Origin of the sequence: Acinetobacter sp. ESL0695, from assembly GCF_029392135.1 — a bacterium.
Classification (GTDB): domain Bacteria; phylum Pseudomonadota; class Gammaproteobacteria; order Pseudomonadales; family Moraxellaceae; genus Acinetobacter; species Acinetobacter pollinis.
Genome location: NZ_CP113932.1, coordinates 1,354,991 through 1,379,334, shown reverse-complemented (window position 1 = coordinate 1,379,334; position 24,344 = coordinate 1,354,991). Strand labels below are relative to the sequence as shown.

The window sequence follows — 24,344 nt, the reverse complement described above, 5'->3', positions numbered from 1 at the left end:
TAGAAGGACTCGAAAATGAAAAAATTAACAACAGCAATTTTATTTGCAAGCACAACTGTGGCAACTTTAGCAAATGCAGCGGGTTATGGCGTGGTAGATATGCAACGTGTTGTTGATAGCAGCAGCTACCTAAAGCAGCAAAATGCTACATTACAACAATCTGTAAAGCCAAGTGCAGCACGTGCGGAACAATTGAATAAAGAAATTCAAGAGTTGCAAGAAAAAGCAGCAAATGCAAAGCCTGCTGAAGTGCAACAATTGAAAACTCAATATGAATCGAAAGTGAATGAAATTAATACACTAGAGCAAAGTATTCAACAAAAAGTACAATCGACTTCACAAAGTACAAGTCAAACATTTACAACACGTGTTCAGCAAGCAGCAGAGCAGTTACGTAAAGAAGGAAACTTAGATGTTGTACTTAATAAAACAGCCGCACTTGCATACGACAATAATAGTGATTTAACTGATAAAATGATTCAAAAGGTTAATGCAATTAGATAATCAATGAATCAAAAGCACTATAAATTAGAACAGTTGGCTCACTTTATTCAAGGTGAGCTGATTGGTAATCCTGAATTAGATATACACGGACTTGCAAGCTTAGCGTTTGCAACTGATAAAAACATTTCTTTTGTAAATGGCGAGAAGTATTTAGAGCAAGCGAAATGTTCTAAGGCGGGTGTACTCATTGTTACTGAAGAATTGAAAGATCATTTGTCTTCAAATTTTTCCAATTTTTTGGTAGTTAAAGATCCATATCTTGCTTTTGCAACATTAACGCATGTTTTTGAGCCTAAAAGAGAACAGTTCCATATAGAAAGTACTGCACAAATTCATCCTTCAGCAATTATCTCTGATAGTGCCTATATTGGTCACTATGTTGTGATCAATGAAAATTGTGTTGTTGGAGATGGGACAGTAATTGAGTCACATAGCAAGATAGATACAGGTGTTGAAATAGGTCAGCATTGCTTTATCGACTCACATGTGACAATTACAGGGTTTTCCACGATAGGAAATAATGTAAGAATCCATGCAAATACAGTGATCGGTGGAGAAGGCTTTGGTTTTGCACCTTACCAGGGTCAATGGCATCGAATTGCCCAGCTTGGATCTGTTATTATTGGAAATAATGTACGTATTGGCTCAAACTGTAGTATCGATCGTGGTGCATTAGACGATACCGTTCTATCAAATGGCGTTATTATTGATAATCTTGTGCAAATTGCTCATAACGTGCATATTGGTGAGAATACAGCTATTGCTTCAAAAACTGGAATAGCTGGAAGTACAGTGATTGGCAAAAACTGCATTCTAGCAGGTGCATGTGGCGTGGCTGGTCATATAAAAATTGCTGATAATGTGACATTAACAGGAATGTCAATGGTCACAAAAAGTATTTTTGAAGCTGGAACATATTCTTCTGGCACAGGGTTATTTGAAAGTGGTCAATGGCGAAGAACAATTGTCCGCTTAAGACAATTAGCAGATGTGCCATTGACGAAAGTCATCAAACGCCTAGATCATATACAGACTCAAGTAGAGTCAATTGAATCAAATTTAAAGATGCGTAAGTAATATGGTCACAGAATCTCAAAAAACAAGTCAAAACAAACCTGAATTGCCAATGAGCATTCAGCAAATCCGAGAGTATTTACCACATCGTTATCCATTTTTATTGGTCGATCGTGTTGTAGAAATTTCTGATAATAGCATTGTTGGCTATAAAAACGTTTCTATTAATGAAGAGTTTTTACAAGGACATTTTCCAGAATATCCAATTATGCCAGGCGTCCTAATTATTGAGGCTTTGGCACAAATTTCTGGTATTTTAGGCTTTGTTATGAATGATGTAAAACCTACACCAGGTTCATTGTTCTTATTTGCAGGTGCCGAAAAAATTCGTTTTAAAAAACAGGTTGTTGCAGGCGATCAATTGGTTCTAAAATCAGAGCTTGTTATGCAAAAACGTGGTATTTATAAGTATAGCTGTACAGCATCTGTTGATGGCGTTGTGGCAACAACAGCTGAAATTATTATCTCTCATCAGAAAATATAGAGCAGGCATGAGCAATACTGAATATATTCATCCCACTGCAATCATTGACCCATCTGCTGTCATTGCATCAGATGTACAAATAGGACCATATTGTGTTATTGGTCCTCATGTCACTATTGGTTCGGGTACAAAGCTTCATTCACACGTTGTTGTCGGCGGATATACTCGTATTGGTTCCCATAATGAAATTTTTCAATTTGCAAGTGTTGGTGAAGTTTGTCAGGACTTGAAATACAAAGGTGAAGAGACTTGGTTGGAAATCGGTGACTATAATATTATCCGAGAACACTCAAGCTTACATCGTGGGACAATACAGGATCATAGCCTTACAAAAATAGGTAGCCATAATTTACTGATGGCAAATACTCATATTGCGCACGATTGTCAAGTTGGCGATCATAATGTGTTTGCAAATAATGTGGGTGTCGCAGGTCATGTTCATATTGGTCATCATGTTGTTATTGGTGGAAATTCTGGTATTCACCAATTTTGTAAAATAGACTCTTATAGTATGGTTGGTGGTGCATCACTCATATTAAAAGATGTCCCAGCATATATGATGGTTTCAGGGAATCCAGCTCATGCCTTTGGCCTAAATGTTGAAGGGATGAAGCGTAGAAACTGGTCGAAGGAAACAATAGGTGGCTTAAGAAGCTGCTTTAAATTGATTTATAAAGATGGTTTAACGACAAAAGAAGCGATAGATCGAATTCGTAACGATATATTGCCTAATGTACAAGAAGCTCAACTGCTTTTAGATTCTCTTGAACAATCAAAACGAGGTATTGTACGTTAATTTGCGTTTAATACATCTAAAAAGGGCTAAACATACATATGTTTAGCCCTTTTTATTTTAAGACTTGAAGTAAGTTGCTTCTTTAGATTTTGGATATTTAGATAAAATTTGTTGCTTATAGAGTTTTGCTGAAACCGTATTGTGATCTACTTCTTTAGCTATGCTATAGAGTTGATAGAGTGCTCGAGAAGATTTTTCAGATTGAGGGTATTGTTTAGCAACTATCTCATAGTTTTGTTTTGCTACACTGTAATTAGCTGGTTCAATTGCAAGATTAAACTCGGCTAACCAAAAGTGTGCATTGGCAACATATACGCTTTTCGGATAACTTTTTATGAAGCTCTCCATAGGGGAAATAGCTTGTTTTGCACCACCTTGTTTATAAGCAGTTAATGCCAGTGTATAAGCATCTTTCTCACTATCTACTTTTTTAGATTGAGTTGTATCTTCTTTTTTATCTTTAGATGGCGTTGTTGTGCCATTATCTGGTGCTGGTGCTGGTGCTGGTGCTGGTGCTGGTGCTGGTGTACTACTATCAGAACTTGCTGGTTCAGAAGCCGTAGAGTTTTCATCTGAGTCTGCTTTCTGTTCTAAAATTTGCAATCTTTGATCTAAATTAGAGTAATGATTTTCTAAATCTTTTTTTAATTGCTGTATGGTGTGTTCATCTTCTTCTAAAGCACCTCTTAGGCGTCTTACTTCTTCCTCGAGTCTTTCATTTTGTTGCATAAGTTGCCAGTTTAAATTTGCTGGCGTAACTGTACTATCAGGTGTTGTAGTTGTTGACGGAGTCGATGCCGTTGATGAAGCATTCTGACTTAAACTGACGCTTTCAATTGGTGCTGCATATGCTAAAGATACACAAATAAAAGGAAGAAGTACGTAACGATATTTAAAAAAATTCATATTAGAACCCAAGAAAGAGTTAGATATATTTATCAATTTTAAGGTGGTTAATGCAATAAGTATTTACAAACTTTCAGCATTTTAAATGATTTGGATTAAAAGTGATCGCTTAAGTGGTTTTTGAGTTAATATTGATTTATTAGTAATCAAAACATTAAAGGTAGACTTGCATCTTATATAAAATTCTCTATACTTATTCTCGTGATGGTGATCCTACTGGTTATCTCGCAATTGTACTCTGTGAACCCCGCCAGGACCGGAAGGTAGCAACGGTAGCAGATCTATGATGTGCCGAGTTTTTGCTAGTAGGGTTGCCTCCATTTTTTTATGGAATATAATCATCTTCTTTTATATCAATTACTTTAAAAATAATATCTAGATCGTAGCCACGGTACTGTAGAAATCGAATTTGTTTAGCTCTTTTTTTTGCATCTTTCTCAATATCTGTACCAAATTTTCTGACCTTTAACTGATATGCCTCTGCTGTCCAGTCAATCTCTTGTAACTGCTCTTCAATATAAGAACTATTTACAGACTTTTGAAGAAGTTTTTGCTTAATTCTTTGAGGCCCTTTACCTTGAAATCTTTGGCTTCTTAGAGTTTGTTCAGCTACTCTTTGGTCACTTTGATAACCATATTCAGTGAGTTGTTCAACAACTTCGTTTACCTCATTAGGATCAATCGCGTATTGTAATAGCTTTTCTATTAGTTCAGATTTTGAATACTCTTTACGACAGAGTAAAGCGTAGGCATATGATTTTAGACGACTGCCTGTTAATGTTTTTTCCGAATTTTTTTTACGATATAGCATGATAAATATGTTTTAAACATGCCCCTTGCTTAAGTCTATAAGCAAGGGGGAGGACTAAATTAGAGGTCTACATCATTATCAGCTGAAGATGATTTTTCTTCTACAGGCTGTGCTGTTGTAAGTAGTTGAGAACGGATTAGTTTTTCAACTTCCTCTACAATTGCTTGATTTTCCTCTAAGTAGCGTATGACATTATTCTTACCTTGGCCAATTTTACTACCTTGATATGAATACCATGCACCAGCTTTTTGAATAATATCTTGCTGTACTGCTAGGTCAATCACTTCACCTAAATGATTAACCCCTTTACCATAAAGGATTTGAAATAATGCTTCTCTAAATGGAGGAGCCATTTTGTTTTTGACAACCTTAATTTTTGTCTCAGAACCAATGATTTCATCACCTTCTTTAACTTGACCTGCGCGACGAATATCTAATCGAACAGAAGCATAGAATTTCAGTGCGTTACCACCTGTAGTGGTTTCAGGGCTACCAAACATAACACCAATTTTCATACGAATTTGGTTAATGAAAATAACCATACAATTCGAACGTTTTGCATTACCTGTAATTTTACGTAATGCTTGGCTCATGAGTCGTGCTTGTAGACCCATATGAGAGTCACCCATTTCGCCTTCAATTTCTGCTCTTGGTGTTAAAGCGGCAACAGAGTCGACAACGATCAAATCTACAGCGCCTGAGCGCACGAGCATATCTGCAATCTCTAATGCTTGCTCACCATGATCGGGTTGAGATACGAGTAGGTTATCAATATCTACACCAAGTTTACGTGCATACTGTGGATCAAGTGCATGTTCAGCATCGATAAATGCACATGTGCCGCCAGCTTTCTGACATTCTGCAATCGCCTGAAGTGTCATCGTAGTTTTACCAGATGATTCAGGACCATAAATTTCAACAATACGTCCTTTAGGTAAACCTCCAATACCAAGCGCAATATCCAGTTGCAATGAGCCTGTCGAGATTGCTTCAACAGCTTGTACAGTATTATCACCTAAACGCATTACTGTATTTTTACCAAATTGTTTTTCAATTTGGCCTAAAGCAACGTTCAGTGCCTTACTTTTATTCTCATCCATCTTACAACCTCTAAATAAGATTCACCATGAAGTGGCATGTGGGATCTCCACATTGCTTTCACATTTACTGTATTATACTGACAGATTTTAAGGCTTTTCACTAGATGAAGTAATGAATTGGACGACATAGTATGTCGCTCTAGTAACTATCTGTATGATAGCTCCAGTCTTCAAATTGCTCAGTATTATGTTCTTTAAATTTATTGATTTGCCTACGATCTTTCTTACTAGGTTTGTGTTCTGGTTTTGCTAAGTTATCGAGTTTACGCTGTGAAGCAAGCAACTCTCTACGTGAAATACTGGTCGGTGTTTCTTCATATAGTTGTTGAGCAATACTGGCAGGGCCTCTTGTAGATGATAAGCCAGTAATGACGACTGTTTTTTTATCTTTTCCCTGCTGAATGGTAAGTTCCATTCCAATTCTAATTTCTTTAGAAACTTTGACGCGCTCAGATGCATGATGAACTTTTCCACCTTCAATAGCAGCTTTTGCAATTGAACGTGTTTTAAAGAAACGAGCAGCCCATAGCCATTTATCAACACGCATTTGCTCTGTGGTTACTACTGAAACTTCTTTTTTACTCATATACTTCCTTGGATAGAAATCGGTTACCGGCTAGCTAAAGTGGTATTCTTCTATTTTAGAATAACAAAAAAAATAAAATATATGGAATTTATACTTGAATACACGTTATAAACGGTTTATTAAATTTTGAAAATGGATTTAAGGTCTATGTTTGTTGCTACTGATTCACCAAAACAAGAAGAAATTTTATATGTGGTTAAAATACTAGGAGAAGCAGGAGACTTAATAGCTAAATTCTATACTCAATACTGTAATAATGAGGATATAGAAATAAATATTAAAGAGGACGATTCGCCTGTAACAGCAGCAGATTTTATCTCGCATCAGCATATTATGCAGGCTTTAAATGGACTGACACCTAATATTCCTGTTCTTTCAGAAGAAGGTGATTATCATTTAAGAAGTGAGTGGGATGAATTTTGGTTATTGGATCCTTTAGATGGTACAAAGGAATTCTTGTCTAAACGAGATGAGTTTACTATTAATTTAAGTCGTGTTGTGGCTGGTAAAACAGTATTTTCAGCAATTATTGCACCGGTTTTCCGTACAATTTATATTGCTTCACCACAAAATAAAGTTTTGAAATATGATTATGATACCCAACAATGGTTAATGTTTTTTAAACCTGATGAGATCAGTGAAAGTATTGTTAAAGTCGCAGTGAGTCAAGGAAAGAAAAAGAATATTAATTCACGTGTTGGCAAGTATCAAAGGTATTTTGATGAAATAGCTCAGCACATTCCAGTTGAAATTGTTCAATGTGGTAGTGCATATAAATTTTGCTTGATGATTGAAGGAAAAATAGATATTTATCCTAGATTTCATCCTACGTTTGAGTGGGACACTAGTGCAGGTCAATACTTGTTAGAATCAATCGGTGGTGGATTATTTACGATGGATCAACGTCCTTTTACTTATAATCAGCGTGATCGACTTTTAAATGCTGAGTTTATTGCCTTACGAAGTTTAAGCTATAAACAAATGGCTTTTGCTGCGTTATAGGGTACAAAAAAAGCCCCAAGGTAGGGGCTTTTTCATTGATGCAACTTAGTTAGCAGCTAAAGCTTTAACTTGTGCATTTAAGCGGCTCTTATGACGAGCTGCTTTATTTTTGTGGATAATGCCTTTGTCAGCCATACGGTCGATTACAGGAACTGCTTTTTTATAAGCATCTGTAGCAACAGCGTGGTCACCAGCAGCAATAGCACTTAAAGTACGTTTAATGTACGTACGAACCATAGAACGTAAGCTTGCGTTGTGTTTGCGCGCTTTAAGGTTTTGACGCGCACGTTTTTTAGCCTGAGCAGAGTTTGCCACTCTTGCACTCCTTGAATTAGATTGGTCTGGGCGGGCTGCATAATACGGAATAAAATTCTATATTGTTTAACCAGCCCGTAAACAAGTGCGATATTGTGATGAAACATCGCAATGAAGTCAACCCTTATAAGGGGTTGCTAAGTTTTTAGAGGATGAGAGAATTATAAAATACTCGTCTAAAAAAACAACGCTATATTGTAATTATTTATAGAAATTCCTGTTAGATGATTAATTTTTAGTATGAAACGATCAAATAGGTCGTATAAAAGGTTGAACAAGCTTCATTCGCAGATCATATGTAAGTGAATAATTACCAAAAAATGTAAATTTAAGACGAATGAGAAAAACTATAGTAAGATAAAAGCTGATGAAATACAGATTAAATCTTGATTCCATGTCTATTTTTAAAACAGAAATTGCACAACTAAATTTAAATCAATTTAAACAATATGAAAAGCGTTGGCTGGGTGGGCTACTGGGTTCATCAAGTGCGTTACTATTTAAGGAAATCGTTGCAGATCAGCCTAGCCAATTGTTTGTTGTAATTGCAAAGAATAATCAGCATCTTGCACAGCTAGAAAGTGAGCTTGCATTTTATGGACAGAAGGCGATTACATTCCCAGACTGGGAAATTTTACCCTATGATCGTTTGTCACCTCATCAAGACATTATTTCTGAGCGTTTAGCAATTTTATCAAATATGCCATCAAATGGTATTTTGTTAATGACGGCAGCAACTTTTGTACAGCGTATAGCACCGCCATCTTGGGTTCTTGGCGAACATTTCGATATACAAGTTGGTCAAACACTCGATTTAGAGCAACAAAAAAGGGTATTAATTCAGGCTGGATATCATCTTGTAGATACTGTTTATGATCATGGAGAGTTCGCTGTCCGTGGCAGTATTATGGACATTTACGCATCTGGACAAACTGCACCTATTCGAATTGATTTATTTGATAATGAGGTCGAGACACTTAAATTTTTCGATCCTGAAACTCAACGTACAACGCAGGAGTTAGAGAAATTCCAAATTTTGCCTGCAAAAGAGTTTCCGTTAAAAGATGCACGCTCTATTTTTAGAGATCGTTATGCAGAAGAGTTTCCAAGAGCAAATCCCAAGAAAAACCCAATTTATAAAGATGTTTTAGAAGGTATAGTATCTTCAGGTATAGAGTTTTATTTACCCTTGTTTTTTGATAAGAAGGTAATGAATGAACAAGGGTATATTTCATCGTACTTACCAAGTAATGCTATTGTCATTACAAATAACTCAATTGATCAGGAATTAGGGCAGTTTTGGACAGACGTATATCGTCGTTATGAAGATCGTCGCCATGATATTGATCAGCCAATATTGCCACCCGAAGATTTATTTTTGCAACCCATCCAGGCGTTAGAAAAATTAAATCAATTCCGTCGAGTGTTTACTTCAGAAACATCATATCCTGTAAAAGCTGGTGTTATTAATTTTCAAACCAGTGAGCCTAGAAAACTTCCTGTAGACATTAAACAATCTGAGCCATTCTCTGCTTTGCAGCAATTTATTAATACAACGTCATCTCGAGTACTTTTAGTTGCTGAAAGTGCAGGTCGTCGTGAATCGTTAAAAGATGCATTAAAATATGCATTTGGGTTAATAAAAAGTGTTTCCTCGTTTGCCGATTTTCTCAAAGATAATTCAAAAATATCAATTACACATGCGCCTTTAGATAGAGGTCTGGAATTAGAAAATAATCTCGCGGTTATTTCTGAGAATCAACTTTATGAACATCGTATTGTTCAGCAACGTCGTAAAAGACAGCAAGAAGTTTCTGAAGAATTTCTCGTAAAGAGTCTGACAGAGCTGACAATAGGTTCTCCGATTGTGCATATGGATCATGGCGTGGGACGTTATGCGGGATTAATTTCTTTAGAAATAGATGGTCAGGAGCATGAATTTCTACAACTTAATTATGCCGGTGAAGCAAAAGTTTATGTACCTGTTTCAAACTTACATTTAATTAGCCGTTATAGTAGTGGTGATCCAGATTTAGCACCACTTCATAAGTTAGGAACAGATAGCTGGAGTAAAGCTAAAAGAAAAGCGCTAGAACAAATACATGATGTGGCAGCAGAACTGCTACATGTTCAAGCCAGAAGACAGGCAAAGCCAAGTTTTGCATTTACGTTAGATGAAGCTTTATATCGACAATTTGCCAATGGATTTGCATATGAAGAAACCTTAGATCAGGCAAATGCAATTGAGGCAACACTGCATGATATGCAACAGGCAAAACCTATGGATCGTCTTGTCTGTGGTGATGTTGGTTTTGGTAAAACAGAAGTTGCTATGAGAGGGGCATTTGTTGCCGTTCAAAACAACAAGCAAGTAGCTGTTCTGGTACCTACAACATTGCTCGCACAACAGCATTTCGAATCTTTTAAAGATAGATTTGCAGACTGGCCGATTCGCATAGAAGTACTTTCACGATTTGGTTCCAATAAAACACACCAAAAAGTAATTGAGGACTTGGCTGAAGGTAAGGTTGATATTGTTATCGGTACCCATAAGATTCTACAAGAAAGTGTGAAGTTTAAAGATCTTGGTTTAATGATTGTAGATGAAGAGCATCGATTTGGTGTACGTGATAAGGAACGTATAAAGGCAATGCGTGCGGATGTAGATATGCTGACGCTAACCGCTACCCCCATCCCTCGTACACTCAATATGTCTTTTAGTGGTATGCGTGACTTATCTATTATTGCAACACCTCCTGCAAGGCGTTTGGCTGTAAAAACGTTTGTTCAAGAAGAAACGGATGCCACAATTAAGGAAGCAGTATTACGTGAACTACTACGCGGTGGGCAGGTTTATTTCTTACATAATGAAGTAGATACCATAGAAAGAACGGCTGAGAATTTGCGTAATCTTATTCCTGAAGCACGTGTTGCAGTTGCACATGGACAAATGAGAGAGCGTGAGTTAGAACATGTTATGCAGCAGTTTTATCATAAGTCGTATAATGTTTTGGTGTGTTCGACTATTGTTGAAACGGGTATTGATGTGCCTAACGCAAATACAATTATTATTGAACGTGCAGATAAGTTAGGTTTAGCACAATTGCATCAGCTACGAGGACGAGTAGGACGTTCACATCATCAAGCATATGCTTATTTACTTGTACCTTCAATTAAAGGGCTTAAAGGTGATGCAGAGAAACGTTTAGACGCAATACAACGCGCAACGAATTTAGGTGCAGGGTTTATGCTTGCGACTGAAGATTTAGAAATTCGTGGTGCAGGTGAACTGTTGGGTGAAAAACAGAGTGGCTCGATGCAAGCAATTGGCTATAGCTTGTATATGGAGATGCTTGAAAAGGCAACGAAAGCAATCCAAAAAGGTCGCACTCCAAACTTTGATGCACCTTTAAATTTAACTGCTGAAATTAATTTACATATGCCAGCGCTTATTCCGGACAGTTATTTGGGTGATGTACATCAACGTCTCTTATTTTATAAACGTATTAGTAATACAGACACGATGGAAAAACTCAACAATATCCGAATGGAATTAATTGATCGTTTTGGGTTGTTACCTGAAACTGTAAAACAACTGTTTAGTGTTCATGAAATACGGTTACAAGCAGAAGAGTTGGGCGTTACAAAAATTGATATGAGTGCTTATGGTGGTTATATTGAGTTTTCTCAAGATACCCCAGTTCAAGCAATAACAATCATTCAAATGATTCAAAAACAACCAACGGAATTTCGTATGGATGGTGGACAAAGAATTAAACTCATGGTGAATTTTGAGGAGTATGATAAGAGAATTCATTTTATTAAAGAAGTGTTTAAAAAGCTGAGCATAAATCTTGCTCATTAAGAAGACCGATAGCATGCAAAATGGACTTTGCAACTCTTGAAATGTGTATACAAATGAAATTGGTTCATATTCATGAGAAATTCTATATGTTAAGATTAACCTACTTTTATTTTGATAATTTATAAAGATATGTTTAGTCTGCATCCACAGTTAGCCAAAGATACTTTCTTTGTAGGCGACTTTCCTTTGTCAACATGTCGTTTAATGAACGACATGCGATTTCCTTGGTTAATCTTGATACCGCGTGTACCAGGAATAACAGAGTTATATGAATTAAGCCAAGCAGATCAAGAACAATTTTTACGCGAATCAAGTTGGTTATCTAGTCAATTATCACGTGTTTTTCGTGCAGATAAAATGAATGTTGCAGCTTTGGGTAATGTTGTACCTCAGCTTCATTTTCATCATGTTGTTCGCTATCAAAATGATACAGCGTGGCCAAAACCAGTATGGGGTACAGAAGCAGTACCTTACAATAATGAAGTATTGTCACATATGCGCCAAACACTGATGCTTGCTTTGCGTGGTCAGGGTGATATGCCATTTGACTGGCGTATGGATTAATGGTTTGAAGATCAACGCTGTTTTGGGAGGGCAGCAATAACATGTCATTTGACCGTATTATAAATAACCGATTTGTTATTGAAAGCTTATACAGGTTGATGGCATATATATTGCTGTCTCTAGGCGTATTGCTTTACTATTTTGCTGTACCGTTACAATTTCAGCATCTTATTGTTTTTATTCTGTCATTAATTGTTTTTCCGCTGTCTTTAAAGTTATTTGTATATATTAAATCTGAATTTAGTGAGTTTTACGCACGGCAAGTTCTCTTTGCTCTAGATACTATTGTGGTTTCTGCTGCGCTGTCTGCAACACATTTTCCAATTGTCTTTACTGCTCTAATTTTAATCATGCTTTGGTGTGTGAAAAGTTTAACGAATATTGCTTTTTCGACGTATAGTTTTTCACTGATTCTAGCCCTCATTGTTGTTTATTTAAATGCTATTTTATTTTTCGGATTTGAAAATTATTTCGTTCTAGATAGTGTAAGGCTAACAGTCTATAGTCTACTTTGCTTTTTACTATATCTTGGATCTGGTGTTTATTTTAAGAAGAAACATGAAGACTATTTGGAGAAGACAAAAGATTACTATCAAGAGCAAATGAATAGATATGTACAGTTTTCTACTCAACTGAGTCGCTACGCACCAAATCAGTTGTGGCAATCTATCATGAGTGGGCAGACTCAGGCAAAAATTAAGTATAAAAGAAAGAAAATGACGGTGTTCTTCTCAGATATTCAGGGCTTTACTGAATTATCTGAAACACTTATTCCAGACGATTTGGCTTTCGTTCTCAATGATTACTTGAGCCATATGACTGAAATTGCAAAAAAGTATGAGGCAACACTCGATAAGTTTATTGGCGATGGAATCTTAATCTTTTTCGGCGATCCGCATAGTAATGGGATAGAGCAGGATGCCAAGCGTTGTATTGAGATGGCAATTACAATGCGACAACAAATGCATGTGCTACGTGAAAGATGGCTAAAAATGGGATTTCCAGAGTTACATGTACGTATGGGTGTAAGTACGGGATATTGCCACGTAGGGAACTACGGGTCAGATTATCGTATGTCTTATACTGTAATTGGTCACGATGTGAATTTGGCTGCAAGGTTACAAGCAGTTGCAGATATTGATGAAATTCTGATTGCTGGCGCCACCTATAAACTGATTAAGGATGAATTTATCTGTATTCCAAAACAGTCTATACAGCTAAAAGGGGTGCAAAATACAACTGAAACTTGGCAAGTTTTAGACAAATATACTGGAATGAAATCAGAAGCACAAAAGTGGTTTGATTATGAATACAAAGGCTTTCACTTATTATTAAACTTAGAAGAAGTGCAACATTATGAATATGATGATTTAGTGGCAATATTGGAAAAAGCAGTGATTCGTATTCAAGAGCAAAAGAGTATTACAACTGAAAATGGCGTTGCGCTACTTAGAGAAAAAGATGAATTAGATGAGAACTAGCTTAAGAGCCCAAGTCTTAACTTGGGCTCTTATACTTCTAATGATTCTCAGAGGCATGGTTAATCGTATATTTAGGAATTTCAACTTCTAAGTCTTCATCCTCAATAACAACTTGGCATGAAAGTCTTGAGTCAGGTTCTAAACCCCAAGCACGATCTAATAAGTCTGCTTCTACATCGTTCATTTCGTCTAAATTGTCAAAACCACGACGAACAATGACGTGACAAGTGGTACAAGCACAGGACATATCACATGCATGCTCAATTTTTATTCCATTTTGCAGTAGACTCGCACATAAGTTACTACTTTTCTCAACTTCAAACTCTGCGCCTTCTGGGCAAAATTGGGCATGAGGAAGAACTTTAATACGTGGCATATGGTTACCTATTCAGAGCTTGAGTTTGACCAGTCATCGAGTTTTGTGCCTGATAAGGCTTTGTCGATATGACGATTCATTCGCATTGCAGCAAATTCATCACTATATGTTTTCAGACGTTTAATAGCACTTTCAATACTTTTAATGTCTGAACCTTTGAGGAGCTCGCTAAGTGTATAGCGTGCTTTCTCTAAATGATCTTTTTGATTTTCATTCAGTAAATCTGCATCAACATGAAGCGCTTGTGTTAGAGCCTCAAGTTCACGTTGAGCTTCTACTTTTGTTTCTTGTAGATGTCTTAAGTTTTTATCCTCTTCTGCATGTTGAAAGCCTTCAACCAGTAGGCGTTCCATATCTGCATCAGATAGTCCATAAGAAGGTTTAATATCAATTTTAGCTTGTACACCAGAAGTTGTTTCTTGTGCTGAAACAGAAAGTAAGCCATCTGCATCGACCTGAAATGTAACTTCAATACGTGCTTGACCCGCAGTCATTGGCGGAATGCCATGTAAAACAAAGCGACCTAAAGATCTACAATGTTCTACGAGGTCACGTTCGCCTTGTACTACATGTATAAGCATCGCTGTTTGACCATCTTTGTATGTTGTAAACTCTTGTCTACGTGCAACAGGAATGGCTGTGTTGCGTGATACTAAGCGCTCTACTAAACCACCCATCGTTTCTAAGCCGAGAGATAGAGGAGTAACATCAAGTAATAATGAGCCGTCTTTACTATTGCCAACCAATTGATTTGCAGTAATGGCAGCGCCAATAGCGACAACTTCATCTGGATTAATAGTACATAACGGTTCTTGTTCAAATACGTTTGCAACAGCTTGTTGTACTGCATAGGAGCGAGTAGATCCACCTACCAAAACAACATTTTTGATATCATTTAAAGAGAGTTTTGCATCACGTAAAACTCGTTTACATACCTGAATTGTTCGATCTAATGCAATTTGAATGATATTCTCAAATGTTGGTCGATCTAGATAAATCTGTTGGTCTTCTAAAGAGATTTGAACGCTTTGCTCGTTAGAAAGTTGCTCTTTTGCCAATTTAGCAGCGAGAATAAAATGAGCATATTGTTCATCGCTAAGACTTTCAAGATTAAGTTGTTGTTTTAACCACTTTACGATAAGCCTATCAAGATCATCACCGCCTAATGCCGTATGTCCGCCAGTTGCGAGTACTTCAAAAACACCTTGGCTAAAACGTAATACAGAAACATCGAATGTTCCACCACCTAGATCATAAATGACATAGTTTTGATCGATAGCTAAATTTGATGCTTGATCTAACCCATATGCAACCGCAGCAGCAGTCGGTTCGTTAAGTAGCCTAAGTATGTTCAAACCTGCTAATTCTGCAGCATCTCGAGTTGCTTGACGTTGAGCTTCATCAAAGTAGGCTGGGACTGTAATTACAGCACCTTGTATATTATTTTCTAAGGTTTTCTCAGCTCTTTCTTTCAGTTGCTTGAGTAGATCTGCCGAAATTTCTACAGGTGTTTTTGCACCAGCAGTTGTTTGAAAAGATGGCATTTCTCGATCTGAACCTAAAAGTTCGTAAGGGTGTTGAAACTTAATATCAGCTTTTGATCGACCCATAAATCTTTTAACTGAAACAATTGTGTTTTTAGGATCAGTTAATAAGAAGGATTTGGCTTCATCACCATAGTGACGTACAGCATTTGTATAGTGGACAATTGAAGGTAATAGCACACGATTTTGTTCATCCTGCAATACTTTGGCTTCACCTGAGCGGACGGCAGCAACCAAAGAGTGCGTTGTTCCTAGATCAATACCGATAGCAACACGGTGTTGATGCGGTTCAGTTGACTGTCCTGGTTCTGCGATTTGCAAGAGTGCCATGTATATACAATCCTTAAATTAAAGTGTGTAATGGTGAATATTAGAAATCGTCTTGATCGAATTGATCATCAAATAACTTTTCTTCGGCTTTATCGACGTCATTAAGGACACGTTGAAAGAACTGCAATTTTCTAACGTAATCTTTTGCATTATCCCAGTCAGAATGTTCATAGCTATTTTGAAAATCGACTGTGAGACTTTCGATAGCTTGGATTACTTGATTTTTGACAGAAGTTAATTGTGACTCTGTAGTTGCATTTTCTAAGTCTTCACGTACTTCTAATGCGTCTTGTAGGAAAAATAAATCGTGAATAGATTGGTCAAGACCTTCATCTTGATTTTTAAGTGAGAGTAAATAAGCTGCTCGACTATCTACATGAGAAAGTATTTTGTACGCATGGTTTATTTCACTCGACTGTATTAGTGCTTGTTCTTTATTTTCTGCACGATCAGGGTGATATTTTTGCTGTAGTTTTAATGTTGTAGACTTTAACTCATCCAAATCAATAGAAAGTGTGACTGGTAAGTTAAATAATTCAAAGTAGTTCATGGCAATTATTCTATGATGAAAAAATCAATAAAACAGTATAATTATACAGTTTTATTGATTTAAAAGTATGAGTAGAAAAAGTGATAGTTGACTGCGTTAAACAGTAAAAGATTCACCACAGCCACATTCACCTTTTTGGTTTGGATTTCTGAACTCAAAACCTTCATTGAGTCCATTTTTTGCATAATCCATTTCCAAACCATCTAGATATACTAAACTTTTAGGATCTACAAAAACTCTTACACCATGTTGCTCAAAAACTTGGTCATGTGTTTCAACATCATCTACGAATTCGAGCACGTAAGCCAAGCCTGAGCATCCCGAAGTTTTCACACCAATACGAATGCCTTCGCCCTTACCGCGATTCTGTAAGAAGTTGCGGATATGAGTTGCTGCACTTTCAGTTAAATGAATCATGAAAACTCCGTATGTGTTTTAGACGTTTGATTTTTTAGTACGATAATCTTCAATCGCAGCTTTAATTGCATCTTCTGCAAGTACAGAACAGTGTACTTTTACAGGAGGTAAAGCAAGTTCATTTGCAATATCGATATTTTTAATTGCTTGTGCTTGATCTAGTGTTTTTCCTTTAAGCCATTCTGTCACTAAAGAACTAGATGCAATTGCAGAACCGCAACCATATGTTTTAAAACGTGCTTCTTCAATAATTCCGTTATCATCTACTTGAATTTGTAGACGCATAACGTCACCACATGCAGGAGCACCAACCATACCTGTACCGACGTTATTTGCATTTTTGTCTAAAACGCCAACGTTACGAGGATTTTCGTAATGATCGATTACTTTTTCGCTATATGCCATGAGACTTCTCCAAACCTGGGACTTGCCTGAGTTCTATATTAAAATGTGGGGTGAATTAATGTTCAGCCCATTCAACTGTTGAAAGATCAACTCCATCTTTGTACATATCCCAAAGAGGAGAAAGTTCACGAAGCTTTTCTACAGCAGCTTTTGTTACTGTAATTACATAGTCTATATCTTCTTCAGTAGTATATTTACCAAAACTGAAGCGAATAGAGCTGTGTGCAAGCTCATCTGATAGACCTAGCGCTCTAAGTACATATGATGGCTCAAGTGTTGCAGAAGTACATGCAGAACCACTTGATACAGCAATATCTTTTAAAGACATCATAAGTGATTCACCTTCTACAAAGTTGAAACTTACATTTAAGTAGTTAGCAACGTTGTAGGTAGGATGACCATTTAGAAAAACTTGCTCTAAATCTTGTAAACCATTCCAAAGCTTGTCGCGTAGTCCGCGTAAGCGTTTTTGTTCAGCTTCTAGATTTTTACCAGCTAACTCAAATGCTTCGCCCATACCAACAATTTGATGCGTTGCTAGTGTACCTGAACGCATACCTCTTTCATGACCACCACCATGCATTTGTGCTTTTAAACGTACTCTCGGTTTACGGCGTACGTAAAGAGCCCCTATACCTTTTGGACCATAAATTTTATGTGCAGAAAAGCTCATAAGATCCACATGCATTTGGCTAAGATCAATTTCTACTTTACCTGCTGCTTGGGCAGCATCTACATGGAAAAAGATCTTGTTTTTGCGAGTGATCTCACCAATAGCTGCTACGTCTGTAACAGTTCCAATTTCATTATTTACCATCATTAATGAAACTAAAATTGTATCTGGACGTATAGCTTCTTCAACCATTTCAGGGGTAATTAAACCTGTTTGAGGTTGTGGCTCAATATATGTAATTTCAAATCCTTCAGATTCAAGTTCGCGACAAGTATCTAAAATTGCTTTATGTTCAATTTTACTGGTAACAATATGTTTACCTTTTGAGCTGTAAAATTGTGCAATCCCTTTTAGTGCCAGATTGTCTGCTTCTGTCGCACCAGATGTCCATACAATTTCGCGTGGATCGGCTTTAACAAGGTTTGCTACTTGCTCGCGTGCGTATTCTGCTTTTTCTTCTGATTGCCATCCGTAAGCATGTGAACGTGATGCAGGGTTGCCAAACGTACCATCAAAAGTTAGGCATTCCATCATGCGTTCAGCAACTTGTGGGTCTACTGGCGTTGTTGCTGCATAATCAAGATAAATTGGACGTTTCATGTTAAATACCTGTAACCGATAATAGGGCTGAATCGCGATTCACTGAGTTTTGGCGCAGCGCCACTGTTTGTACATTTTTTTGAGAAATGAGGTCAGCAAGTGTGATTTTTGCTAAATAATCGGCAATATGGTGTGAGAGACCTTGCCATAAATCATGGGTTAGACACATAGCACCGTTCTGACAATTTCCTTTATGGTCACAACGTGTTGCATCTACTGTTTCATTTACGGCTTCGATAATTTCTAAAACTGTAATATCGTCTGCATCTTTTGCTAAGTGATAACCACCATTTGCACCGCGTACACTTGACACTAAGCCGTTGCGTTTTAGTTTTGCAAAGAGTTGTTCTAAATAAGCAACTGATATTGTTTGGCGTGTTGCAATCTCGGCAAGAGTGATCGTTTCTTTAGGCGACTGCAATGCCAAATCGAGGAGTGCAGTCACTGCGTAGCGACCGCGAGTTGTTAAGCGCATGATTCGATACACATGTTTAGATAAGATACATAAATTTTATGAATCCTGACTAAAATAGTCAAGTTTTTTAACGGGGAAAGAAAGTAACATTTCAATGATTTATTTAAATTGTATGAATTGTTAAATCCAATTGTATATTAAAACCCCGCATAAGCCTATAATAATCATTAAAAAGATGAGTATTAATCGTTTTTGTTTTGCTTTTAATAAACGAATTTGATGCTTATATTGTTTTACTTCGATTTGTAAATTATCTATTTTTACACGTTGATAGTCTATTTTATCGAGCAGGTCACTCGTTCGTGTTTGTGAAGATGTCACATCACTTTTTAATTTAGAAAAAGACAGCCAATTTTTCCAGTCACTTGCAATTCGAGGAATAGAAAGTTGTAAAAGTAAATCTCTCATTTGGTCTTTATGAGCAGTTTCACCATATAATTTAATGGCACGTACGCTTTTAGAGTTACCAAGTACCAATGTTTGGAAATAACCAAAGATGGTACTGCTCATTTCCAAATTTATATTTTTTTTAGGAGGAGTTGTATCAAATAGAATCCCTTTTTTTGTAAAATATACATAGAAATCTACATAGGGGATATAGCTATTTACTTTTAAAACAAATTCTTCTTCAATAAATGTTTGAGACTGTCTTTTTATTAAATCGTCATTCTTAAAAATAAAACTGTAAAATGTCTCAAGAGTAATTAGAGTTAAATTGAGCAACAAATGAGGTTGTTTTTGCCCTTGTTGCGATGTACTCATTGTGAAATCCCTCAGTAACAATCACTCTTAAATAAATTTAATTAGTTTGGTTAACATGGTTGTGTTTGTGATGTTATAAGTATAGTAAAGCCATCACCTGATCCACATGCACCATATCATCACAAAATAAATGAAATTACGCGCTATAGCAAGAAAATCAACTATTACGATAGATTGATGATGACTATTTATTCATATCTGAGTTTATTATAAAGTTTTCTTTTTGATTAATAATTAATCTAAAATATCATTGTTGCTCAATATTTAAAGAGTTTTTCGTTTTTTTGAATTGAAAATGAAAGAAAAGCAATTAATCAGTATTGCGTTTCCCCCCAAAGCATTGCTATAAATGCACTACGGTAAGATCTATAAACCCTTAAATCTTAAACAAACGAAATTAGAGGATGTAATCTTCATGAATAAATCAGAATTAATTGATGCAATTGCAGCAAAAGGGGGATTATCTAAGACTGATGCAGGTAAAGCATTGGATGCCACTATTGCGTCAATCACAGAAGCTCTAAAAGACGGTGATACTGTTACACTTGTTGGTTTTGGCACATTTAATGTAAAAGAGCGCGCAGCTCGCACTGGTCGTAATCCAAAAACTGGTGAAGAACTTCAAATTAAAGCGAGTAAAGTACCAAGCTTTAAAGCAGGTAAAGGCTTAAAAGACGCTGTTGCTTAATTGCTATAGAAGTAAAAGCGCGCCGTTTGGCGCGTTTTTTATTATTGGTGCTAAAAATATAAGCGAATACATTCATTCATTTATAGATTTCAGTTAGAATTGCACGAAAATAAAATATTGGAATATTTATGGACTCGTTTCGTAAACTTATTAAGGGTTGGTTAGGGAAGGTTCTTTTAGTACTTTTTCTTGCACCTGTCGCATTGGTTGGTATTGAAGGCTATTTTGGTGGTTCGAATAAGGCTGATGTTGCTAAAAAGGTCAATGGTCAAGAGATTACAAACAAGGATCTTGATGAGTTAATGAAGGCATATCGCCAGCAGTATTTACAATATGTTCAAGGAGATGAATCATTATTAAATACGCATGCGATTCATGAGGCTGCATTAAATACGCTCATTGCAAAAACACTGCTATTACAGCAGGCGAAAAAGCTAGATATTAATATGAGTGATGCACAATTTGTGCAAATGCTTTCTCAACTTCCAGATTTTCAAGTAAATGGAAAATTTAGTAATGAGTTGTTTGGTAATTACCTAAAAAACAGAGGTATTACTAAAGACATGCTAATTGCAAATTTAAGACAAGATCATGCGTTGAAAATGCTTTCTGGGACAATTTCTAACTATGCTTTAGTAAGTAATACGGATATTAATTATTTTGCAAATCTTCAAGCTGAGCAAAGAGATTTATATCTAGCAAGTATTAAACTAGACGATTATAAAAAGAATATAGTAGCAACAGATGCGGAAATCCAAAAGTACTATGAACAGCATTTAAATAGCTTTAGACGTAGTGCATCTGTAGATGTAGATTACGTGGTTGTAAAACCAACTATGTTTACGGCAGAAAACCAGCAGATTACTGACGCTGAATTACAGCATGCTTATACTCAATATGTTGATGCACAAAAAACGAATGCACCGAAGCATGTAAGTCATATTTTAGTGACGGAAGATAATCGTTCAGACGCAGATGCAAAAAAATTAATCAATGAAATTAGTGCTAAAATTAAATCTGGTTTATCTTTTGCTGCTGCAGCGAAAGAGTATTCTGAAGATCCAACTTCAAAATCTAGCGGTGGCCTATTAGCAGGTTATCAAGTGGGAACGTTAGGTTCTACAGAGTTTGATGATGCCGTCAAGTCAGCAAAAAATGGTGACATTTCACAGCCAATCAAAACTCAATTTGGTTATCATCTGATTGAAGTAAATACAGATGCACCACAAATTGCATCTTTTGAGAGTGAGAAAGAGCAATTAAAAGCCAACTTGCTCAAGTCAAAAGTTGACAATATTTATACTGATACAGTCAATAACTTAAATGATAGTGTTGTCGGTGCCGATGCACTAGATGTGATTACTCAGCAGGTAAAAGTTGCACATATAGAGACAGCAAAACATGTGAGCCTATGGACAAAAGATGTTTACCTAAGTAATCCTGCTGTTAAAGCAAAATTATTTAGTGATGATGTTAGAAATGGTGATAGAAATGTTTCTACAAGTATTGCTTTAAATAATGGTGAAACAATTTGGATTAAAGTTCGTAATTATTATCCAGAAGGTGTTCAACCATTAGCACAGGTTAAAGAAGAAGTTAAAGCAAAGCTGATTAACCAAAAAGCGTCAGATATTGCAAAACAAAAAATATCTGCTTCATTGCAACGTTTCTCAAACGAGACATCTAAAGACGCTTTAGCCAAATCGACTGATATTAAGTTTGAGAAAGCAGGCACCTTTACACGTCAAAATTTGAAAAAAGAAATTGCAGATGTTGCATTTACTTTACCTGTACCTAAACAAGATATGTGGTCTGTTGGCACGACAACATTACCAAATGAATTACTTGTTGTTGCGGTAGCACATGTTGAGAAAGATGCTGTAAAAAAATTAACACCTGAACAGTTACAACAGGTTAAGCAAATTTATCAACAAGCACGTGGTGAACAGGAAATGGCAGCGTATGTAGATTATTTAAAATCTAACGCTAAAATTAAATAATTAAAAAATGCCTCTTATGAGGCATTTTTTAATGTGAAAGGATTGATATGTCATTTAAAATGCGCTATTTTAATTTTAAGCAGTTTTAATTTAGACAGAATAGATATGTTATTTCAGCAACCTACTTTTACATACGTGTATTTTTGGTACTTTAGATAGTTGCCCTATACACATATGGGCAAAATAAGTAGGTTGCCCATCGAAAATTTAGAACCTGATTGGCAACCACCAATCAGGTTTTTTTATATCTGTTCATATTTCAGGATGTTACGATGATGAATTACTTTAATACATATTTTTTTGGTCAATATTGCTTTGTATTTAACTTTAAACGTTTACATCAGATACGATTGTTAAAAAGATAAATTTGAGCAGAATGCTCTAAAGGAAAGATCTATGAATACCTTAGTTTTACCTACTTCAACTGAACAAGAAACAACGCTCTTAAGTCCAGCCCAGTTAAAAGAAGATTTAACATTATCATCCGCATTACAACAACAAGTGATTAAACACAGAGAAATTGTAAGAAAAATACTTGCTGGTGAAGATCATCGATTATTACTTATTATTGGTCCTTGTTCGATTCATGATCCTAAAGCAGTGCTTGAGTATGCGCAAAGGTTAGTACAATTACAAAAACAAGTAGAACAAGATATCTTTATTGTGATGCGTGCATATATTGAAAAACCGAGAACAACAGTAGGTTGGAAAGGTTTTCTATATGATCCATCTTTAGACGGCCAATGCGATCTTGCGCAGGGAATACAACAATCTAGAGCATTATATATTCGTTTAATTGAAGCTGGTATTCCTTTAGCAAGCGAAATTCTTAATCCGATGGTTACAGGTTACTTCGATGATTTAATTACTTGGGGTGCTATTGGTGCAAGAACTTCTGAATCCCAGATTCACCGTGAAATAGCAAGTAGTTTACCTTTTGCTGTTGGTTTTAAGAATGGAACAGATGGTTCCGTACAAATTGCACTAGATGCAATACAGTCTGCATCTGCATCTCATGACTTCTTTGCACTAGGACAAATGGGTCAGCCTGTAATTAAACGTAGCCATGGCAATCTCTTTCCTCATATTATTTTAAGAGGTGCCAATACAGGCTCGAACTATGATGCAGAATCTATTGAACAAATTAAGAGTAAAATTGTGGGTGACTTACCAGTATTTGTTGTAGATTGTAGTCATGGTAATAGTGGTAAGAATCCATTAAAACAACCGGCAATACTTAAGCAAATTATTTCAGAACGTCATACGACTGGGGTAAAAGGTGTTATGGTGGAAAGTCATTTGGTTGATGGTGCGCAAAAAATAACACAAGATATGGTCTACGGTCAGTCAGTAACAGATGGCTGTTTAGGATGGGAGAAAACTGAGAGTATTGTGCTTGAAGTTGCACAGATGTTGGATAATTCTTAATAAGAGTAATATACAGGGCGTAAAAAATCGCCCTGTAAAATGCTTTATGTTCTACAGACCAGCTTCATAAGCTTCACTATTAAGAAGTGAATCTATATCATTGATATTGTCTGGTTTAATTTTATAAATCCAACCTTTACCGTATGGATCATCATTAATAAAATCTGGGTCTTCATCTAATGCTTCGTTTACTTCTATAATTGTCCCAGAAATAGGCATATGAATATCCGATGCTGTTTTAACAGACTCTACTACACCTGCTTGAACGCCTGCATCTAAATGAGAGCCAACTTCAGGCATTTCGATATAGACGAGATCACCTAGCGCATCTTGTGCATGGTCGGTAATACCTGTAATAATGAAATCGCCGTCACGTTTTACCCATTCATGTGTTGTTACATATTTTAAGTCATTTGGATGGTTCATTGTTATTCCTAACTAATTCTATATTTTGTTTATATTATATAAAAAGACTTACAATTTCATTAGTTTTTAAATGATTAGCTTTATCTATAATATAAATTAAATGAAAAATCTTATTTTGAGAATATATAACTAAAATTACAAATGTTTAATTATTTTTTAAGGTTGTATTCTTAATTTATAAG

The 24,344-nt window shown here is 36.1% G+C and carries 25 protein-coding genes and 1 other RNA gene; 12 read left to right on the top strand and 14 right to left on the bottom strand.

Annotated elements, in window-relative coordinates; translation table 11 throughout:
- Positions 1-15 precede the first annotated feature (15 nt).
- From OZX61_RS06530 to lpxA, 4 genes are read left to right on the top strand one after another with little or no spacing between them, the layout of a single operon-like run.
- Positions 16-504 (top strand): OmpH family outer membrane protein, encoded by a 489-nt coding sequence (locus OZX61_RS06530; RefSeq protein WP_277094253.1) that lies wholly within the window; start codon positions 16-18, stop codon positions 502-504.
- 3 nt (positions 505-507) lie between these two features.
- Entirely contained in the window at positions 508-1,581 is a 1,074-nt protein-coding gene (gene lpxD, locus OZX61_RS06525; protein ID WP_277094252.1) for a UDP-3-O-(3-hydroxymyristoyl)glucosamine N-acyltransferase, read from the top strand.
- A gap of 1 nt (position 1,582) precedes the next feature.
- Positions 1,583-2,062 carry a 3-hydroxyacyl-ACP dehydratase FabZ gene (gene fabZ / locus OZX61_RS06520; RefSeq protein ID WP_195770772.1) on the top strand — a complete coding sequence of 160 codons (480 nt, stop codon included), beginning with the start codon at positions 1,583-1,585 and terminating at the stop codon, positions 2,060-2,062.
- Between the two features lie 7 nt (positions 2,063-2,069).
- Positions 2,070-2,858 (top strand): acyl-ACP--UDP-N-acetylglucosamine O-acyltransferase, encoded by a 789-nt coding sequence (gene lpxA, locus OZX61_RS06515; RefSeq protein WP_277094251.1) that lies wholly within the window; start codon positions 2,070-2,072, stop codon positions 2,856-2,858.
- 57 nt (positions 2,859-2,915) lie between these two features.
- Here lpxA and OZX61_RS06510 read toward each other — a convergent pair whose 3' ends face one another.
- A complete protein-coding gene (locus OZX61_RS06510) occupies positions 2,916-3,764 on the bottom strand; it encodes a YbgF trimerization domain-containing protein (protein WP_277094250.1) in 849 nt (282 codons plus the stop codon).
- A 214-nt stretch (positions 3,765-3,978) separates the two neighbouring features.
- Between OZX61_RS06510 and ffs the strand changes: the two genes are divergently transcribed.
- Positions 3,979-4,075, top strand: an RNA gene (ffs, locus tag OZX61_RS06505) — signal recognition particle sRNA small type.
- 14 nt (positions 4,076-4,089) lie between these two features.
- On the opposite strand, the gene OZX61_RS06500 is transcribed toward ffs, so the two are convergent.
- From OZX61_RS06500 to OZX61_RS06490, 3 genes are all read right to left on the bottom strand, one after another.
- Positions 4,090-4,575 (bottom strand): regulatory protein RecX, encoded by a 486-nt coding sequence (locus OZX61_RS06500; RefSeq protein WP_277094249.1) that lies wholly within the window; start codon positions 4,573-4,575, stop codon positions 4,090-4,092.
- 59 nt (positions 4,576-4,634) lie between these two features.
- Positions 4,635-5,675 (bottom strand): recombinase RecA, encoded by a 1,041-nt coding sequence (gene recA, locus OZX61_RS06495; protein ID WP_195770768.1) that lies wholly within the window; start codon positions 5,673-5,675, stop codon positions 4,635-4,637.
- A gap of 139 nt (positions 5,676-5,814) precedes the next feature.
- On the bottom strand, positions 5,815-6,222 hold the full coding sequence (locus OZX61_RS06490; protein ID WP_195770873.1) for a S4 domain-containing protein: 408 nt from the start codon (positions 6,220-6,222) through the stop codon (positions 5,815-5,817).
- A 186-nt stretch (positions 6,223-6,408) separates the two neighbouring features.
- Between OZX61_RS06490 and OZX61_RS06485 the strand changes: the two genes are divergently transcribed.
- Complete coding sequence (locus OZX61_RS06485) at positions 6,409-7,263, top strand: 3'(2'),5'-bisphosphate nucleotidase CysQ (RefSeq protein ID WP_277094248.1); 855 nt, start codon at positions 6,409-6,411, stop codon at positions 7,261-7,263.
- 45 nt (positions 7,264-7,308) lie between these two features.
- Here the strand turns inward: OZX61_RS06485 and rpsT are convergent, their stop codons facing one another.
- Positions 7,309-7,578: a 30S ribosomal protein S20 gene (gene rpsT / locus OZX61_RS06480; RefSeq protein ID WP_195770766.1), complete on the bottom strand. Its 270-nt coding sequence runs from the start codon at positions 7,576-7,578 to the stop codon at positions 7,309-7,311.
- 400 nt (positions 7,579-7,978) lie between these two features.
- Between rpsT and mfd the strand changes: the two genes are divergently transcribed.
- The 3 genes from mfd to OZX61_RS06465 all read left to right on the top strand — a co-directional run bounded on the left by mfd (position 7,979) and on the right by OZX61_RS06465 (position 13,488).
- Complete coding sequence (mfd, locus tag OZX61_RS06475; RefSeq protein ID WP_277095639.1) at positions 7,979-11,443, top strand: transcription-repair coupling factor; 3,465 nt, start codon at positions 7,979-7,981, stop codon at positions 11,441-11,443.
- Positions 11,444-11,572: 129 nt separating this feature from the next.
- The gene (locus OZX61_RS06470; RefSeq protein ID WP_195770765.1) at positions 11,573-12,007 is read left to right on the top strand and encodes an HIT family protein; all 435 of its coding nucleotides are present in this window, start codon (positions 11,573-11,575) and stop codon (positions 12,005-12,007) included.
- A 41-nt stretch (positions 12,008-12,048) separates the two neighbouring features.
- Positions 12,049-13,488 (top strand): adenylate/guanylate cyclase domain-containing protein, encoded by a 1,440-nt coding sequence (locus tag OZX61_RS06465; protein WP_277094247.1) that lies wholly within the window; start codon positions 12,049-12,051, stop codon positions 13,486-13,488.
- 37 nt (positions 13,489-13,525) lie between these two features.
- Here OZX61_RS06465 and fdx read toward each other — a convergent pair whose 3' ends face one another.
- From fdx to OZX61_RS06425, 8 genes are all read right to left on the bottom strand, one after another.
- A complete protein-coding gene (gene fdx / locus OZX61_RS06460) occupies positions 13,526-13,864 on the bottom strand; it encodes an ISC system 2Fe-2S type ferredoxin (RefSeq protein WP_195770763.1) in 339 nt (112 codons plus the stop codon).
- Between the two features lie 8 nt (positions 13,865-13,872).
- Positions 13,873-15,738 (bottom strand): Fe-S protein assembly chaperone HscA, encoded by a 1,866-nt coding sequence (gene hscA, locus OZX61_RS06455; protein ID WP_277094246.1) that lies wholly within the window; start codon positions 15,736-15,738, stop codon positions 13,873-13,875.
- A 40-nt stretch (positions 15,739-15,778) separates the two neighbouring features.
- Positions 15,779-16,288 (bottom strand): Fe-S protein assembly co-chaperone HscB, encoded by a 510-nt coding sequence (hscB, locus tag OZX61_RS06450; RefSeq protein ID WP_195770761.1) that lies wholly within the window; start codon positions 16,286-16,288, stop codon positions 15,779-15,781.
- A 96-nt stretch (positions 16,289-16,384) separates the two neighbouring features.
- Complete coding sequence (gene iscA, locus OZX61_RS06445; RefSeq protein ID WP_195770760.1) at positions 16,385-16,705, bottom strand: iron-sulfur cluster assembly protein IscA; 321 nt, start codon at positions 16,703-16,705, stop codon at positions 16,385-16,387.
- Positions 16,706-16,723: 18 nt separating this feature from the next.
- Positions 16,724-17,110 (bottom strand): Fe-S cluster assembly scaffold IscU, encoded by a 387-nt coding sequence (gene iscU, locus OZX61_RS06440; RefSeq protein ID WP_195770759.1) that lies wholly within the window; start codon positions 17,108-17,110, stop codon positions 16,724-16,726.
- Positions 17,111-17,165: 55 nt separating this feature from the next.
- A complete protein-coding gene (locus OZX61_RS06435) occupies positions 17,166-18,383 on the bottom strand; it encodes an IscS subfamily cysteine desulfurase (RefSeq protein WP_195770758.1) in 1,218 nt (405 codons plus the stop codon).
- A 1-nt stretch (position 18,384) separates the two neighbouring features.
- Entirely contained in the window at positions 18,385-18,858 is a 474-nt protein-coding gene (locus OZX61_RS06430; protein ID WP_195770757.1) for an Rrf2 family transcriptional regulator, read from the bottom strand.
- Between the two features lie 120 nt (positions 18,859-18,978).
- Positions 18,979-19,620, bottom strand: a complete 642-nt coding sequence (locus OZX61_RS06425; RefSeq protein ID WP_277094245.1) for a hypothetical protein — start codon at positions 19,618-19,620, stop codon at positions 18,979-18,981.
- A gap of 415 nt (positions 19,621-20,035) precedes the next feature.
- Here OZX61_RS06425 and OZX61_RS06420 point away from each other — a divergent pair, with 415 nt between their 5' ends.
- The 3 genes from OZX61_RS06420 (at position 20,036) to OZX61_RS06410 (ending at position 23,736) form a co-directional block, all read left to right on the top strand.
- On the top strand, positions 20,036-20,308 hold the full coding sequence (locus OZX61_RS06420; RefSeq protein WP_195770755.1) for an HU family DNA-binding protein: 273 nt from the start codon (positions 20,036-20,038) through the stop codon (positions 20,306-20,308).
- A gap of 128 nt (positions 20,309-20,436) precedes the next feature.
- A complete protein-coding gene (locus OZX61_RS06415) occupies positions 20,437-22,308 on the top strand; it encodes a SurA N-terminal domain-containing protein (RefSeq protein ID WP_277094244.1) in 1,872 nt (623 codons plus the stop codon).
- A gap of 396 nt (positions 22,309-22,704) precedes the next feature.
- Positions 22,705-23,736: a 3-deoxy-7-phosphoheptulonate synthase gene (locus tag OZX61_RS06410; protein WP_277094243.1), complete on the top strand. Its 1,032-nt coding sequence runs from the start codon at positions 22,705-22,707 to the stop codon at positions 23,734-23,736.
- A 51-nt stretch (positions 23,737-23,787) separates the two neighbouring features.
- Here the strand turns inward: OZX61_RS06410 and gcvH are convergent, their stop codons facing one another.
- Positions 23,788-24,162: a glycine cleavage system protein GcvH gene (gene gcvH, locus OZX61_RS06405; protein ID WP_277094242.1), complete on the bottom strand. Its 375-nt coding sequence runs from the start codon at positions 24,160-24,162 to the stop codon at positions 23,788-23,790.
- Between the last annotated feature and the right edge of the window lie 182 nt (positions 24,163-24,344).

Coding starts and splice junctions, on each gene's coding strand:
- OZX61_RS06530 (WP_277094253.1), top strand. CDS start 16: ATGAAAAAATTAACAACAGCAATTTTATTTGCAAGCACAACTGTGGCA.
- lpxD (WP_277094252.1), top strand. CDS start 508: ATGAATCAAAAGCACTATAAATTAGAACAGTTGGCTCACTTTATTCAA.
- fabZ (WP_195770772.1), top strand. CDS start 1,583: ATGGTCACAGAATCTCAAAAAACAAGTCAAAACAAACCTGAATTGCCA.
- lpxA (WP_277094251.1), top strand. CDS start 2,070: ATGAGCAATACTGAATATATTCATCCCACTGCAATCATTGACCCATCT.
- OZX61_RS06510 (WP_277094250.1), bottom strand. CDS start 3,764: ATGAATTTTTTTAAATATCGTTACGTACTTCTTCCTTTTATTTGTGTA.
- OZX61_RS06500 (WP_277094249.1), bottom strand. CDS start 4,575: ATGCTATATCGTAAAAAAAATTCGGAAAAAACATTAACAGGCAGTCGT.
- recA (WP_195770768.1), bottom strand. CDS start 5,675: ATGGATGAGAATAAAAGTAAGGCACTGAACGTTGCTTTAGGCCAAATT.
- OZX61_RS06490 (WP_195770873.1), bottom strand. CDS start 6,222: ATGCGTGTTGATAAATGGCTATGGGCTGCTCGTTTCTTTAAAACACGT.
- OZX61_RS06485 (WP_277094248.1), top strand. CDS start 6,409: ATGTTTGTTGCTACTGATTCACCAAAACAAGAAGAAATTTTATATGTG.
- OZX61_RS06470 (WP_195770765.1), top strand. CDS start 11,573: ATGTTTAGTCTGCATCCACAGTTAGCCAAAGATACTTTCTTTGTAGGC.
- OZX61_RS06465 (WP_277094247.1), top strand. CDS start 12,049: ATGTCATTTGACCGTATTATAAATAACCGATTTGTTATTGAAAGCTTA.
- fdx (WP_195770763.1), bottom strand. CDS start 13,864: ATGCCACGTATTAAAGTTCTTCCTCATGCCCAATTTTGCCCAGAAGGC.
- hscA (WP_277094246.1), bottom strand. CDS start 15,738: ATGGCACTCTTGCAAATCGCAGAACCAGGACAGTCAACTGAACCGCAT.
- hscB (WP_195770761.1), bottom strand. CDS start 16,288: ATGAACTACTTTGAATTATTTAACTTACCAGTCACACTTTCTATTGAT.
- iscA (WP_195770760.1), bottom strand. CDS start 16,705: ATGATTCATTTAACTGAAAGTGCAGCAACTCATATCCGCAACTTCTTA.
- iscU (WP_195770759.1), bottom strand. CDS start 17,110: ATGGCATATAGCGAAAAAGTAATCGATCATTACGAAAATCCTCGTAAC.
- OZX61_RS06435 (WP_195770758.1), bottom strand. CDS start 18,383: ATGAAACGTCCAATTTATCTTGATTATGCAGCAACAACGCCAGTAGAC.
- OZX61_RS06430 (WP_195770757.1), bottom strand. CDS start 18,858: ATGCGCTTAACAACTCGCGGTCGCTACGCAGTGACTGCACTCCTCGAT.
- OZX61_RS06425 (WP_277094245.1), bottom strand. CDS start 19,620: ATGAGTACATCGCAACAAGGGCAAAAACAACCTCATTTGTTGCTCAAT.
- OZX61_RS06420 (WP_195770755.1), top strand. CDS start 20,036: ATGAATAAATCAGAATTAATTGATGCAATTGCAGCAAAAGGGGGATTA.
- OZX61_RS06415 (WP_277094244.1), top strand. CDS start 20,437: ATGGACTCGTTTCGTAAACTTATTAAGGGTTGGTTAGGGAAGGTTCTT.
- OZX61_RS06410 (WP_277094243.1), top strand. CDS start 22,705: ATGAATACCTTAGTTTTACCTACTTCAACTGAACAAGAAACAACGCTC.
- gcvH (WP_277094242.1), bottom strand. CDS start 24,162: ATGAACCATCCAAATGACTTAAAATATGTAACAACACATGAATGGGTA.